Origin of the sequence: Enterobacter sp. BNK-14 (assembly GCF_047456095.1) — a bacterium.
Taxonomy (GTDB): domain Bacteria; phylum Pseudomonadota; class Gammaproteobacteria; order Enterobacterales; family Enterobacteriaceae; genus Enterobacter; species Enterobacter kobei.
Map to the genome: position 1 here is coordinate 3,616,574 of NZ_CP179897.1, position 13,263 is coordinate 3,629,836.

General features: G+C 53.1%; 14 protein-coding genes. 2 read left to right on the plus strand and 12 right to left on the minus strand.

What is annotated here, in order from left to right; all coding sequences use genetic code 11:
* Positions 1-68 precede the first annotated feature (68 nt).
* Positions 69-509, plus strand: a complete 441-nt coding sequence (locus tag ACMGGM_RS17175; RefSeq protein ID WP_014882589.1) for a PTS sugar transporter subunit IIA — start codon at positions 69-71, stop codon at positions 507-509.
* Between the two features lie 63 nt (positions 510-572).
* Positions 573-1,820, plus strand: coding sequence for a polysaccharide deacetylase family protein (locus ACMGGM_RS17180; RefSeq protein ID WP_014882590.1), 1,248 nt, complete (start codon positions 573-575; stop codon positions 1,818-1,820).
* Positions 1,821-1,822: 2 nt separating this feature from the next.
* Here ACMGGM_RS17180 and ACMGGM_RS17185 read toward each other — a convergent pair whose 3' ends face one another.
* From ACMGGM_RS17185 to pcnB, 12 genes are all read right to left on the minus strand, one after another.
* Positions 1,823-2,899 carry a fimbrial protein gene (locus ACMGGM_RS17185; protein WP_414149052.1) on the minus strand — a complete coding sequence of 359 codons (1,077 nt, stop codon included), beginning with the start codon at positions 2,897-2,899 and terminating at the stop codon, positions 1,823-1,825.
* Between the two features lie 25 nt (positions 2,900-2,924).
* The gene (locus ACMGGM_RS17190; protein WP_045281037.1) at positions 2,925-3,527 is read right to left on the minus strand and encodes a fimbrial-like protein; all 603 of its coding nucleotides are present in this window, start codon (positions 3,525-3,527) and stop codon (positions 2,925-2,927) included.
* Positions 3,528-3,540: 13 nt separating this feature from the next.
* The gene (locus ACMGGM_RS17195) at positions 3,541-4,104 is read right to left on the minus strand and encodes a fimbrial protein (RefSeq protein ID WP_014882593.1); all 564 of its coding nucleotides are present in this window, start codon (positions 4,102-4,104) and stop codon (positions 3,541-3,543) included.
* A gap of 25 nt (positions 4,105-4,129) precedes the next feature.
* The gene (locus ACMGGM_RS17200; protein WP_023332110.1) at positions 4,130-4,702 is read right to left on the minus strand and encodes a fimbrial protein; all 573 of its coding nucleotides are present in this window, start codon (positions 4,700-4,702) and stop codon (positions 4,130-4,132) included.
* Positions 4,703-4,725: 23 nt separating this feature from the next.
* Positions 4,726-7,323: an outer membrane usher protein gene (locus ACMGGM_RS17205; protein WP_414149053.1), complete on the minus strand. Its 2,598-nt coding sequence runs from the start codon at positions 7,321-7,323 to the stop codon at positions 4,726-4,728.
* A 77-nt stretch (positions 7,324-7,400) separates the two neighbouring features.
* Positions 7,401-8,144, minus strand: coding sequence for a fimbrial chaperone (locus tag ACMGGM_RS17210; protein ID WP_045269066.1), 744 nt, complete (start codon positions 8,142-8,144; stop codon positions 7,401-7,403).
* Between the two features lie 81 nt (positions 8,145-8,225).
* Positions 8,226-8,837 carry a fimbrial protein gene (locus ACMGGM_RS17215; protein ID WP_023336764.1) on the minus strand — a complete coding sequence of 204 codons (612 nt, stop codon included), beginning with the start codon at positions 8,835-8,837 and terminating at the stop codon, positions 8,226-8,228.
* Between the two features lie 332 nt (positions 8,838-9,169).
* The gene (gene panD, locus ACMGGM_RS17220; RefSeq protein WP_045134592.1) at positions 9,170-9,550 is read right to left on the minus strand and encodes an aspartate 1-decarboxylase; all 381 of its coding nucleotides are present in this window, start codon (positions 9,548-9,550) and stop codon (positions 9,170-9,172) included.
* A gap of 32 nt (positions 9,551-9,582) precedes the next feature.
* Positions 9,583-10,434: a pantoate--beta-alanine ligase gene (gene panC / locus ACMGGM_RS17225; RefSeq protein ID WP_014882599.1), complete on the minus strand. Its 852-nt coding sequence runs from the start codon at positions 10,432-10,434 to the stop codon at positions 9,583-9,585.
* A gap of 11 nt (positions 10,435-10,445) precedes the next feature.
* Positions 10,446-11,237 (minus strand): 3-methyl-2-oxobutanoate hydroxymethyltransferase, encoded by a 792-nt coding sequence (panB, locus tag ACMGGM_RS17230; RefSeq protein ID WP_414149054.1) that lies wholly within the window; start codon positions 11,235-11,237, stop codon positions 10,446-10,448.
* A gap of 121 nt (positions 11,238-11,358) precedes the next feature.
* Positions 11,359-11,838: a 2-amino-4-hydroxy-6-hydroxymethyldihydropteridine diphosphokinase gene (folK, locus tag ACMGGM_RS17235; protein WP_014882601.1), complete on the minus strand. Its 480-nt coding sequence runs from the start codon at positions 11,836-11,838 to the stop codon at positions 11,359-11,361.
* Positions 11,835-13,232, minus strand: a complete 1,398-nt coding sequence (gene pcnB, locus ACMGGM_RS17240) for a polynucleotide adenylyltransferase PcnB (RefSeq protein WP_072093610.1) — start codon at positions 13,230-13,232, stop codon at positions 11,835-11,837. Before pcnB ends, folK begins: the two co-directional genes overlap by 4 nt.
* Positions 13,233-13,263: the final 31 nt, after the last annotated feature.

Genomic DNA, 13,263 nt, shown 5'->3' on the forward strand with positions numbered 1-13,263 from the left:
TCTTTGACAGTTATCACCGTAAGCTAACCTTCACTCCGCTAAACTACTTGCCTGCTAAGGAGAGAGTTATGCTGGGATGGGTTATCACCTGCCACGATGAACAGGCGCAGGAAATGCTGGACAAGCTTGAGGCCAGATTGGGTCCGCTGGTGCAATGCCGGGCGGTTAACTACTGGCGTGGGTTAAGCACCAACATGCTCAGCCGGATGATGTGCGATGCGCTGCATGAAACAGACACCGGTGATGGGGTAATTTTTCTGACGGATAAATCAGGCGCTGCACCTTATCGGGCCGCCGCGTTGCTGAGCCACAAGCACGATAATTGTGAAGTGATCTCCGGTATCAGTCTGCCTTTACTCGAAGCCATGTATCCTCTTCGCGCCTCATTAAGCAGCGCGGAGTTTCGTCACGCCATTGTGGGGGAGGGAATGCCTGGAGTGAGCAGCTTGTGGCACCAGCAGCAGAAGAACCCGCCTTTCGTTCTGCTTCACGATCTGTATAAACATTAAACATTGGTATTGATGTCGCTTTTGCTACAATGACGACTGATTTTCCGTGTCGATTTATATCCTATGTTCATGCGCGTTATCTTTATCCTTTTGCTGCTGGTGTCCGGTGGGGCGTCTGCCAGCCTGGTGAGTCAGCAAGGTCTCCCTGCTCACTATATGCAAACCACTGAGGATGCAGCCATCTGGGCCCAGGTGGGTAACGACGTGGTTAACGTGGGCAATGTGCGCGCCGGGCAGATCCTCGCGGTCTTTCCCGCCGCGGCGGATTATTATGAATTTCGCTTCGGATTCGGCACGGGGTTTATTGATAAAGCGCACCTTGAAAACGTGCAGGGCAAGCAGCGTGTAGAGGACAGTCTGGGCGATCTGAATAAGCCGCTCAGTAACCAAAACCTCATCACCTGGAAAGATACGCCCGTCTATAACGCGCCCAGTAGCGGAAGTGCGCCCTTTGGCACCCTTAGCGCCAACCTGCGTTACCCCATTCTGAATAAGCTCAAAGACCGTCTGAATCAGACGTGGTATCAAATCCGCATTGGCAATCGCCTGGCGTGGATCAGCAGCCTGGATGCGCAGGAAGATAACGGCATCCCGGTTCTCACCTACCACCATATTCTGCGCGACGAAGAAAACACCCGTTTTCGCCATACCTCCACGACCACCAGCGTACGTGCGTTCAGCAACCAGATGACCTGGCTTCGCGATCAGGGATACGCGACGCTGACGATGTACCAGCTGGAAGGCTACGTGCGTAACAAGATGAACCTGCCCGCGAAGGCGGTGGTGATTACGTTTGACGATGGGCTGAAGTCGGTGAGCCGTTACGCTTACCCGGTTTTGAAAGAATATGGCTTCAACGCGACCGCGTTTATCATTTCGTCACGCATCAAAGGTCATCCGCAAAAGTGGGACCCAAAATCGCTGCAGTTTATGAGCGTTCAGGAAATTAAGGGCATACAGGACGTGTTCGACATTCAGTCTCACACTCACTTCCTGCATCGCGTGGATGGGTATAAACACCCGATTTTATTGAGCCGCAGCTATCACGTGATCCTGTTCGATTTTGAACGTTCCCGCCGTGCGCTGTCGCAGTTCAACCCGCGCGTGCTGTACCTTTCTTACCCGTTTGGCGGCTATGACAATAAAGCGATCAAGGCAGCGAACGACGCCGGTTTTCATCTGGCGGTAACGACGGTGAAAGGGAAGGTCAAGCCGGGGGATAATCCGTTCCTACTGAAACGCCTCTATATCTTAAGAACGGATTCGCTGGAGACGATGTCGCGGCTGATCAGCAATCAGCCGCAGGGGTAGGATTAATTGTAGGAGATGGTGAACACGCCGGAGGCGCTAAACGCGCCGGGGGTGATCATGCTGCCATCTGCGATCAGTTGGGCCACGAAGTTTATCTGCGTCGACGTGGGGACGCCTGTTTCCGTCATAACATATGACGAGTTCGCATCATTGGGAATAAGCTGCGAGTTTCCGTTGTTATACAAGATCTTCACGCCCGCACCTTGCGCCCCTGTTGAAAGCGTATTGCCGAGAAGGTCATGGTCTATACCCGTCAGCCTGGTTGTCGTGAGCTTAGTGGTATATTGCGCCACGCTGGTGCAGTCGTTGAAATTTATGCTAAAAGGCACGTCCTTGACGCGCTTGTATCTGATGTCGGAAACAAAATAATCTCCCAGATCCACCGTGTGCGTGCCGTTACCCAGCATGACGATATCACAGGTAGGCAATACGATAGGTACCTGGAATGAGTTCTCGTCCACTGTGAACGTCCAGGGCTTGTTATTGCTGTCCGCGGGATCGCCTATCGACATTTTCCCCAGAGTACCCGGTTTCGGTTTTATGACGGTTTCCCTGTTCGGGTTACCCTGGTAGTCATAACCGACGTAGAGGTATACGAAAGTGTTAATCCATCTGTCCTGTATAGGGGTATTTTGCCCCCATGCTGCAGTGGTATACCAGCCGGAAGTATTCGTTCCAAATAGGCCGCCGATTCCAGTGTCGGAGGTTTTTACCTTCACGCTGTAATAGATGCCGGGGATATTGGTCGCAAACATGCCCTCGTTGTACTTGCTGCCTGCCAGTAGTTCAGGGTTGGTTTGCGCCATCAGATTGTAACCGTCATTCCCGGGGCCACAATGTATCTGGATGCCCGGCGTGATGTTAACGGTAAAGATTTCATTGATATACGCCCCCTGATCGGGTAAGCGAATTGTTGCCCCCGAGTATTCAGAGTTGACCAGTTTTGTTGTACCGCCATCGCCATCATCCATTCGACATTCTGCTGCCCAACCTGACTGGCAAAAAGAGAAAAGCAGGCCGGTTAAGGCAATCTTCGCAGCACCGCTAATAAGGGGGCTGTGTGTGAATTCTTTGAACATTCTCATCCATTTCCTGTTCTGGTTATTATTCATAAGTGACGTCAACGCGTATTTTGCTGGTCACCGTCCCGCCAGTAACAACGCCTGTGTTTTGATATCTGACGTAGAATTCATAATCCGTTATATATGCAGAACCCTCACCACTCACGTCGTAAACGACTTTTGACGTTCCGTCGTTATTTAATACGTTGGCATTATTTTTTCCGGAAAAAATCACCACGCCGACGTTTCTCGCCGTTCCTGCAGCAGTATCATCGCTTTTAAATACCTGGTTTTGTCCCGGCCAGAATCCTGATTGAGGAGAGAAGCTGAAATTCAGCTTTGCAGGGTTGCCGCTTTCACCATAGCAGTCATCGACATGAATCTTAAAAGGTGTGCCGCCTGCATCATCGCCAGGAACATAGCGATCGCTACCATCAGCGTTATAAAACCAACTACGTATAACCGTGGGGAGATAGATTTCTCCTCCATTATCAACGGTTACCTTACAACTGCTATTAACAATGTTGGCGGTAATGTTCGTATCCAGGCCTGAATTTGCCCGGCCTACGTCAGGTAAAAGCCCACCAGCCAGGCCGACAAGCAACACAAGACCGGGCTGGCGAAAGAGAATCGGTAATTGTTGCATGACAATTCCTGTATTACTGATAGGTTACGGTGAAGGTCACAGGCGCAGTTACCGAGCCTGTACCCACATCAGCGATGGTCTTATCCTTCGCGATCACGATACGGGAGTTCATCGGGAACTCACCCACGCCGCTGGTGATGGTAACCGCCTGCGCTGCGGGGGGCGTCTTACAGTTCAGTTGAAGGCCGGAATCCACCGCGCCAGACCAGAGCTCAAAGGCGGTGTTCTGGCCCGCGGCATAAGCGTCCCCGTCCAGGTTATTACCTGAGCATGAGCCGCCTGTACCGGACGCCGCAGACACCATGGCTTTTTTCACGCCTGCACAGCCAGTAAATGAGATCTTCAGCGGTTCTACGCGACTTTTGTTTTCCAGATCAGCTTTATACACATCACCAAAGTTCACCTCAGTGGCATCCGCGCCCGCGCTGTTGGTCACTTTCGCCGTACAGGTGCCAGCGGTGATGGTTGACTGGACGGTTAGCTTGGCGCTGGGGGTGCCTGTAATCGCTGCATTTGCCGTGCCGGTAGCGAAAAGGGCAGCAACGGACAGGGCGAGTAAAGTTGAGTTAAATTTCATTTGAGTGCTCCGTTATCTGCACAAATCATTCGTAGCTGAATTCAAACGTCACTATGGCTTCGAAATCGCCTGTGGTCATTTTGCCGGTTTGGGTTTCTTTCAGGGTCGCCACCAGGGGGATTTCCTTGCTGGTGATTTCCGCCGCGGACCAGACCAGACGCTGAGCATCGTTGGTTGAGTTAATGGTGAACGGTGCGTCCGGGGCGGATGCACGGGCAATGGTGACGGCTGCATAATCTGCACCGCCGCTGGCGGTCGTTTTCGAGTTACTTACGCCCGTTAACAGATCGGTGTTCTGCGTACCCTTCACCGTGGTTTTCAGGTCGCTCAGCGAGGACGGACATTCAACGATGGCCAGCTTGAATTCAGCTGTCGCTGTACCGGCCTGCACCTGGTCGAGACGGATTTTGCCCTGTGAGTCTCCGATTTTAAGCGTCTGCTCGGTATTGGAACCTGAGCCGCCAACCAGCTTCATATCACAGGTCGTTTCACGAAGGTTGGCGGTAAAGTTAACCGTAAGATCGGTACTGTGTGCCGTCCCTGAAAGCGTCAGCGCTGTCATGACAATGACAGACAGGCTGAGAAGCATCTTTTTCATATGATTTCTCTTAATTTCCCGAATTACATTTCACATGTTTGGTTATTGAGGAGGGTAATGAGCCCGGCTTTCTCTAAATCGGGTTTCAGCTGATAGCGCACTGTGCAGGAACCGTCCTTGTCACCGCTCCAGACCACGCGGAGCACGCCGCTGTTCTCGATACCGCGAACATAGGCCTGACCGGCCTGGCCCACGGAACCCACCGATTCATTTTTTTCATTCAGCACGTCAGCGCCCAGCGGAATAAAGCCGTTATCGTTACGCTTAAGCTCAAGAACGACCGAACGTCCTTCGTCGGTTTCAAAATTCACCAGCACGACAGAACCGCTGCGCGGTACGGTGGTGGTGGTGGTATTTTTCACTTCAACGTCGTTTTCGAGGGTCCTGATATCCAGCGAAACCCGGTTTTCCCGATACGCGGACATATACGGCAGAATGCCGTAGCCGGAGTCGTCAATTGTGCCTGCGCCGTAGCCCACACCCGCGCCCTTCGCACCGCTGGCCTTGACTACCGCGATGGCATCGTTATCGCCAATGCTGCCCGGTGCGAAGGCGATACCGCCCGCGTGTGCGACCATCCCGCCGCTGTAAGAGGCGGAGAACTGCTTGCTATTGTCGTCACCAAACGAGGCGGAAACGCCGAGCGGACCATAGCTGCTATTTAGCGAGCTATAACCACTGATTTGGTTCAGGTTGCCGTAGTTACCGCTGCTGGACGACGTACTGACGGAGTAGCTGACCTTGTTATCCTGAGTGTTGCCACTCGCGGAGCTGTTGAAGTTAGTACCGCCTTTAAGATCGGAACGCAGGCCCATGTTGACGTTCGAGAGCCCAGCTAAACGCGAGTTGTCCTGCGAGAAGACGCTCAGCGGCACGCTCAGGCTGAGGTAAACGCTGTCATCCTGTTGACCGCGCTGGTCGTAAGTCCGCTGTAACGACAGGCTATAGCTACCGTAGGCGAAGCTGTTGTTGTAGCCCACGTTGTAGTTAGAGTTAGAGCCTTCCCCGTTCCAGTAATCTTGCCAGGTTCCGCTGACGTACAGCGAACCGTAATCCTTTTCAGCCGCCCTCAGAGGCTGGTTGAGGCTGATTTGGATCTGGTTTTTAGTACGCTGGTAGTCATCGTAAAGAGCCGTATTTGACTCATAGCTACGGTTGGCATAGTTCTGCTGTTTGATGCTGTTACGCAGTTGCGCGGCATCGTTCAGGCTCAGATAGTCTTCGGTAGAGAAGCGATAGGCCGCCACGTTGAACGAGGTGTTCGTGGCTTCAATGCGCTTACTGTATGTCAGACGATAACTCTGCCCACTGCGCGTGCCCAGGTCTTCGATATCCGCGTGCGACTGGGTGATGTCCAGCGCGAAAGCACCGATGGGGGTGTTCATTGCCAGGCCGAGGATGCCTGCATAGAAGTCCATGTCGGTGTACTGGGCGCCAGCATAGCCCGTGAAGGTATTGTTGAGGCCGTAGTAGAGCGTACCGTAGCCTACCTGGGGCTTGTCGATCAGCGAGTCGTCGTTTAGTTCACCCATGCCAACGTCCCAGCGTGAGGATCCAGGGCGTAGCATCTGGGTCACGGACGAGAACGGCACCGTGAACGTGCGCTTGCTGCCGTCCGCCTCTTCAATGGTGACCAGCAGATCGTTACCGTAGCCCGTGGTGCTCAAATCGTTGATCTCAAACGCGCCCGGCGGCACTGAGGTCTCATAAATTTTATTGCCGCTCTGCGTAACGCTGACTTTGGCATTGCTGTTTGCCACGCCGCGAATCACCGGTGCATACCCCGTCGAACCGTTTGGCAGCATACGTTCGTCGCTATACAGACGTGTTCCGCGCAGGCTCAAGGAGTCGAAGGCTTCTCCGTTGGTAAAGGAGTCACCGAGTACCCATTGCGCGTCAAGAGAGGTGATGTCACGCTGAAGATAAATATCCTGGCTGCTGTAGTGCGTGCCGTTGTCTTTATCCCAGTTCAGACTGCCGCGCGATCGCAGGCGCCATGGCCCCATGTTGAGACCATAGCGCAGGCCCGCATAGGCGCTTTCAGAGGTTGAACCGCTGTTTTCGCTGTGCCAGCCGTTGAGATCGTAAGACAGAAGTGCCGCCGGAATGCCGTTATCCCAAAGGGACGGGTCGACATAGCCTAACGGGCGCTTAACCACGTAAATTTGCGGGAAGTTGAGGTTCAACACCTGCTTAGCACTGTCGTAGTTGACCGACGCTTCAGGATAGAATTTTTTTACATCGATGCAGGTCTCGTCGTCGTCGTCGTCCAGCTCGTCTCCGAGTGCGCGGGTATCCACACCGGACTGCGAGAGCAAAAGCCTCGTAATACAGGGTGTCGCGCGCGGCGTCCCGTTATCTTTAAAGATAATGTCAACCGTCGATTTTAACGTGCCGTTTAAATTGACCCTGGTACGGTACGTACCCGGCGCCACCGGGTTACCATGCGCAAAGCGGCTTACGTCAATATTTGTGCTTCTTGAGAGAAGAAACTGTTCGTTAAATTCGACCGCATCTTCGTTTTCCTGCGCGGTGTCATTAGCTGCGTGACTGTCTGCACAAACATGTAAGGGGAATGCCGTGCCGATCGCAAGGCATAAAAGAGAACGTCGGAACACCATGGCACATCCATTTATCAGTGCGGATAAACATATCCGCAGAGCTCATGCTATCTATTGTTATGTTGTCGGGTGGCAAATTACTTCAACGTGGTTTCGTGGTTGTCGACCCCACCGTTATCGTTAATTGTTTCGTATGCCACTTTGCCGGTTGTGGTGGTGGTTAATCCTTTGACCAGCATGGCTTTCTCGCTGAAAGGCAGAACAGACTGGTGGGCTACCTCATAGGTCTTTTGGCCCGACTTAAGTTTGACCATTGAAATCGCTACGTTGTACGGGGACTCGTTATGGGCGACGAGGCTGACGCCGTTGCCGTCTTTCTTCATGGTCCAGGTGACATGGTCGGCGGCTTCCAGCGCTGAGCCTTTCAGTCCGTCTGGACGGAAAAAGAATTTAATGCGGGTGCGGAACGCCAGCTGAAGCTGGTTTGTATTTTCGGCGTTGGCATTTTTAGGTTTTGGCGGAATTTCTAATACGTTAAACCAGAACAACGATTCGCGGTCTTTTGGCAGCGAATGACCCATGTAGGTAATACGCAGAGACTGACCTTGCTTAGGGTCGATACGTGAAACTGGCGGGGTGATCACGAACGGGAGCTTAAGTTCTTCCGGGCTTTTTTCGTCGCGACCGTCGTCCAGCCAGGACTGAACCAGCAGAGGTTTTGCACCACGGTTATCCAGGTTAACGATGACGTCTTTTGATGACTCAGGGTAAACAATGCGGGTGCCGGAAATAACAATATCGGCACTGGCGTGTGATGCTGAAAATAAAACAGCAGTAAACAGCGCGGTCTTTAATCCTTTAATTACGGATGCGTTAAACATAATTTTTCCACTTCCTGTTGGAATGATAAGAATAATCCCCCAGAAGCGGGGGATTATTTAAAACCTGCAAAACAAAGAGGTTTATTCGTAGTTCATGGTGAAGGCAACTTGTGCCTGCACGGTACCGGCGGATACTGGGTTAGTGGTTTGATCCCAACCCTGGCCCTGGGTATAAGCTACTTTGTAGTACAGCTTAGCCGCGCCGCTTGTATCAACAGTGGCCTGCTGAGTGTTGTTAGTCTGGTCGATTTTCACCAGATCGGTTTTGGTATTGCCATCGTTGCTCAGTACGAGGTTAACGTTCTTCGCAGAACCCTGAGCGTTTGCTGGTGGAACCAGCAGGCCGCCTTCGGTAGAAGTAGAACCCGCCCAGGAGTTGAACTGTGCAGATGCTTTAGCCACGGTAGCAGTATCACAACCGGTCAGCGCCAGGTTGAATTTTTTCTGGCCCAGGGTGCTGGTAGTACCCAGTGCAGTGGTGCCAAAATCAGCAACAGATACGGTGTCCAGGGTGACATCGAAATCGTTACCACTCTGGTCAATTTTCTGATCCAGGGAAACTTTACAAGTGGTGTTAGACACCATGCCGTGGAAAGTAATCGTACCTGTGTCACCTGGAACAGCTGCAACTGCGGAACCTGCGCTCAGAGCCAGTGCAATTGCCATACCCATGCTAACTTTTTTAAAAGACATACCAATATCCATATTTTGAAGTTAAAACATTTAAATCAATAATTTTTTTGGAGCTATTGATTTAAAATCTGAAGTGTTATTTCGTGGCGGATTCTAGAGATTTATTTAGGATAAGACTAGTCAACGGGGGTGATTAAAACTGCAGGTTGGTTTAAGTTTTTCTTAATGGGTGGGGATTATAATTTGAGAATTATATAATATAATTCTCTGAGATTTCTTTGGTTATTTATTTAAATCCTATTAAATGCGCTATAATTGATCGTGGCTTGCACAAAAAAGACTGGACTCATTTTGATAGTGAATGGGATAAAAATGAGTCCAGGGAAAAGAAATCAGGCGACCTGAACAGGAATAGCTTTTGCCGTGCGCTTCATTTCGTTATCGCCTTCAAAATAGGCCACTCTGGGCTGCCAGCGACGCGCTTCTTCGTCAGACATCATCACGAAGCTGGCGATGATCACGATATCGCCCACCTCTGCGCAGTGTGCTGCCGCGCCGTTGACGGAGATGATTTTGGACCCGCGTTCGGCGGCAATTGCATAGGTAGAGAAGCGTTTGCCGTTATTGACGTTCCAGATATCGATCGCTTCGTTCTCAAGAATACCCGCCGCGTCGAGGAAATCCTGGTCAATGGCGCAGGAGCCTTCATAGTGCAGGTCTGCCTGAGTCACTTTCACACGGTGAAGCTTACCTTGCAGCATTTTGCGAATCATTACGTTTACCTTTCATCTTCCGGGTAGAAAAACTACGCCAGCTCAACCACTTTGTTGTCAATTAGGCGAGCCTGGCCAAGCCATGCCGCCACCAGAATTACCGCACGTTTGCTTGTCTCTGCAAGTTCGAGCAGCGTATCAGCATCGCGGATTTGTACATCGTCAGCCCGGAGACCTTTGTCGTTCAGCGCCTGTTCCGCAAGAGCAATAATCTCTTCTGCGGTTAATGCTTTCGCCAGAAGCTGTTCTGCCATGCTGTTCATGACCTTGCTTAACGCGGGGGCGATTTTACGCTGCTCGGCGGTCAAATAGCCATTGCGGGAGCTGAGCGCCAGCCCGTCTTTAGCACGCACGATCGGCACGCCCACAATCTCAATATCATATCCCATGTCCGCCACCATTTTGCGGATCAGCGCCAGCTGCTGGAAATCTTTCTCGCCGAAGCAGGCGATATCCGGCTGTACCAGGTTAAACAATTTGCTGACAATGGTGGAGACGCCGCGGAAATGGCCCGGACGGCTGGCGCCTTCCAGCATGGTCGAAATTCCCGGAACGTCCACGTAGGTTGCTTCGCCGGTTCCCTGAGGATAAACGTCTGCCGGAGACGGCGCGAAAACAATGTCCGCCTGACGCTTTTTGAGCTTCTCGCAGTCTTCCTGCAGGGTTCGCGGGTAGCGCGCCAGGTCGTCTGCGCGGTCAAACTGCATGGGGTTTACGAAGATACTGACCACCACGATATCTGCACGGGCTCTTGCTTCGTCGACAAGCTTCATATGGCCGTCATGCAGGTTGCCCATGGTCGGGACCAGTGCGATACGTTTACCTTCCTGACGCGCGCGACGGATGTGCTGGCGAAGCAGCGGCAGGGTTTCAATGATTAGCACAACGAGACTCCTTAATGGAAACTGTGTTCTTCACCCGGGTAAACACCGGATTCAACGTCGGCAATATACTGCCTGACCGCGGCGCGCATGTCGTCCGCTTCGGTAAGGAAATTTTTCGCAAATTTCGGGATATGCCCGCCGGTAATACCAAAGGCGTCGTGCATCACTAAAATTTGCCCGTCGGTCACGTTGCCAGCACCAATACCAATCACCGGAATCGACAGCGCTTCAGTGATACGTTTCGCCAGTTCAACAGGCACGCACTCCAGTACCAGCAATTGCGCGCCTGCAGCTTCCAGCGCCAGGGCATCATCAAACAGCGTCTGTGCCGCATCGCCACGGCCCTGCACCTTGTAGCCGCCAAAGATGTTGACGGACTGCGGCGTCAGGCCCAGATGGCCGCACACCGGCACGGCGCGTTCGGTGAGCATCTTCACCGTATCCACCAGCCAGGCTCCGCCTTCAATTTTGACCATATTGGCCCCGGCACGCATGACCGCCGCCGCGTTTTCGAATGCCTGCTCCCGTGTGGCATAGGCCATAAACGGCAGATCGGAAAGCAGGAGGCAGGCTGGCGCACCGCGGCGCACGGCGCGGGTATGGTAAGCAATATCCTCAACCGTGACCGGCAGGGTGGAATCATGTCCTTGTACCGTCATCCCTAACGAATCTCCGACCAGCATGACGTTGATACCCTCTTCGGCAAACAGTTTGGCGAAGCTGTAGTCATACGCGGTGATGGTGGCGAAGCGTTTTTTTTCCTGTTTGCATTTCTGCAGTAAGGAGATGGTGGTTGGTTTCATACTGTTTCCTGATAGCCCAAAGCGAATCTTTGCGCATTCTAACAGTAACATTCCGGGGAACAATGATTTTAGGCAACCGATTAACCACAATTATTTAGCGGCCAACCGGTGGGGGAGAGGTTTACCAGCGAGCGGGTTTTTCCGCGTTCAGGTTGTCCAGAACGGTCTTTAACGAGGTACCGTCCGGGAAGGTGATATCGGGGGCGACTTCAAAGAGCGGCCAGAGCATAAATCCGCGATTTTTCATATCATAATGCGGTACGGTGAGGCGATCGGTATGAATCACCTCCTGGCCAAACAGCATGATGTCGAGATCGAGGGTGCGCGGTCCCCAGCGTTCGGCTTTGCGCACGCGGCCCTGCTGGAGCTCAATGCGCTGGGTATTATCCAGCAGCGCTTCTGCATCAAGGGCTGTTTCCAGTACCACGGCAGCGTTCAGGTAATCAGGCTGATCCTGTGGGCCGAGCGGCGGGGTACGATAAAACGACGAGACGGCGACGATCCGGCTTTGCGGAATCTCGCCCAGCGCCTTTACGGCAGCGTTAACCTGCTCCAGCGGAGAGGCTAAGTTACTGCCGATGGCGATACAGGCGAGTGTCATGCTGACCCTTCACGACGCGGCGCACGTTTGCGCGGACGACGATGACGGCGACGCGGTGCGGGCTCTTCATCCAGCCCGGTCAGCATATCCTTCTGTTCCGGCGGAGCGGAAACCTGGAATTCAGCCCACCACTGCGCCAGACGCTGCAGCTCCTGATTGCGTTCAATTTCCGCACGCAGGGACAGCAGATCGAACGCGGCGCGGAACTTTGGATGTTCCATCAGTTTCCAGGCGCGTTTGCCCTGGCGACGGGACATGCGCAGCTGAAGCTGCCAGATGTCGCGCACCAGCGTGGTAATACGTTTCGGGATCGCCAGCGTACGGCACCCTTCGTCCAGCACGTCGTTTGCGGCCAGCGCGAAGGCATCGTAATAGGCCAGGCCGCTCTCCTGAGTAATTCTTTGCGCGGTTTCCAGCAGGGGATACCAGAACATCGCCGCAAACAGGAATGCCGGGTTCACGCGCATGTCATTCTGGATGCGGGTGTCGGTATTTTTCAGCACCTGCGCAATCATGCGCTCCATCGGGCTGTCACCGTTTTCGGTGAAGTAGCGCGTAATGGTCGGGAACAGCGGCTGGAACAGGTTGTATTCGCGCAGCAGCTTGTAGGTTTCAAACCCGTAGCCAGCCTGCAATAGCTTCAGCGCTTCTTCAAACAGACGGGCAGGCGGCACGTCGTTGATCAGCGTCGCCAGACGCGGGATCGGCTCCGCCGTCTCCGGGCTGATGCGCATGTTGAGCTTGGCGGCGAAACGCACGGCACGCAGCATACGCACAGGATCTTCGCGATAACGCGTTTCTGGCGTGCCGATCAGGCGGATCAGGCCCTCTTTCAGGTCCTGCATACCGCCCACGTAATCACGCACGGTGAAATCCGCCACGCTGTAATAGAGGCTGTTGATGGTGAAGTCGCGGCGCTGGGCATCTTCTTCGATAGAACCGAAAATATTGTCACGCAGCAACATACCGTTCTGGCCGCGCTGGGAGGTCGTGCGATCGGATGCGCCCGCTTCGTGGTGGCCGCGGAAGGTCGCCACTTCGATAATTTCTGGCCCAAACATGACGTGAGCAAGACGGAAACGGCGGCCAACAAGACGACAGTTACGGAATAATTTGCGCACCTGCTCAGGCGTGGCGCTGGTCGTCACGTCGAAATCTTTTGGTTTTTTGCCCAGCAGTAAATCACGCACCCCACCGCCAACGAGATAGGCCTCGTAGCCCGCTTTATTCAGACGATAGAGCACCTTGAGGGCATTTTCACTGATATCTTTGCGGGAAATAGTGTGCTGCTCACGCGGAATAACCGACATGTGTGGCTGTGCAATAGCATCGTTCGCCATGCTCTCTTCGCGGCTTAGCACTTTACGGCAAAAATTAGCGACTCGGGTAAAAATGGTACACCTCGTAGTGTGTTTTGTTATGAAA

What these genes read in the sequence shown, in the direction of transcription:
- ACMGGM_RS17175 (WP_014882589.1), top strand. Translation starts at nt 69, where the DNA reads ATGCTGGGATGGGTTATCACCTGCCACGATGAACAGGCGCAGGAAATG.
- ACMGGM_RS17180 (WP_014882590.1), top strand. Translation starts at nt 573, where the DNA reads ATGTTCATGCGCGTTATCTTTATCCTTTTGCTGCTGGTGTCCGGTGGG.
- ACMGGM_RS17185 (WP_414149052.1), bottom strand. Translation starts at nt 2,899, where the DNA reads ATGTTCAAAGAATTCACACACAGCCCCCTTATTAGCGGTGCTGCGAAG.
- ACMGGM_RS17190 (WP_045281037.1), bottom strand. Translation starts at nt 3,527, where the DNA reads ATGCAACAATTACCGATTCTCTTTCGCCAGCCCGGTCTTGTGTTGCTT.
- ACMGGM_RS17195 (WP_014882593.1), bottom strand. Translation starts at nt 4,104, where the DNA reads ATGAAATTTAACTCAACTTTACTCGCCCTGTCCGTTGCTGCCCTTTTC.
- ACMGGM_RS17200 (WP_023332110.1), bottom strand. Translation starts at nt 4,702, where the DNA reads ATGAAAAAGATGCTTCTCAGCCTGTCTGTCATTGTCATGACAGCGCTG.
- ACMGGM_RS17205 (WP_414149053.1), bottom strand. Translation starts at nt 7,323, where the DNA reads ATGGTGTTCCGACGTTCTCTTTTATGCCTTGCGATCGGCACGGCATTC.
- ACMGGM_RS17210 (WP_045269066.1), bottom strand. Translation starts at nt 8,144, where the DNA reads ATGTTTAACGCATCCGTAATTAAAGGATTAAAGACCGCGCTGTTTACT.
- ACMGGM_RS17215 (WP_023336764.1), bottom strand. Translation starts at nt 8,837, where the DNA reads ATGTCTTTTAAAAAAGTTAGCATGGGTATGGCAATTGCACTGGCTCTG.
- panD (WP_045134592.1), bottom strand. Translation starts at nt 9,550, where the DNA reads ATGATTCGCAAAATGCTGCAAGGTAAGCTTCACCGTGTGAAAGTGACT.
- panB (WP_414149054.1), bottom strand. Translation starts at nt 11,237, where the DNA reads ATGAAACCAACCACCATCTCCTTACTGCAGAAATGCAAACAGGAAAAA.
- folK (WP_014882601.1), bottom strand. Translation starts at nt 11,838, where the DNA reads ATGACACTCGCCTGTATCGCCATCGGCAGTAACTTAGCCTCTCCGCTG.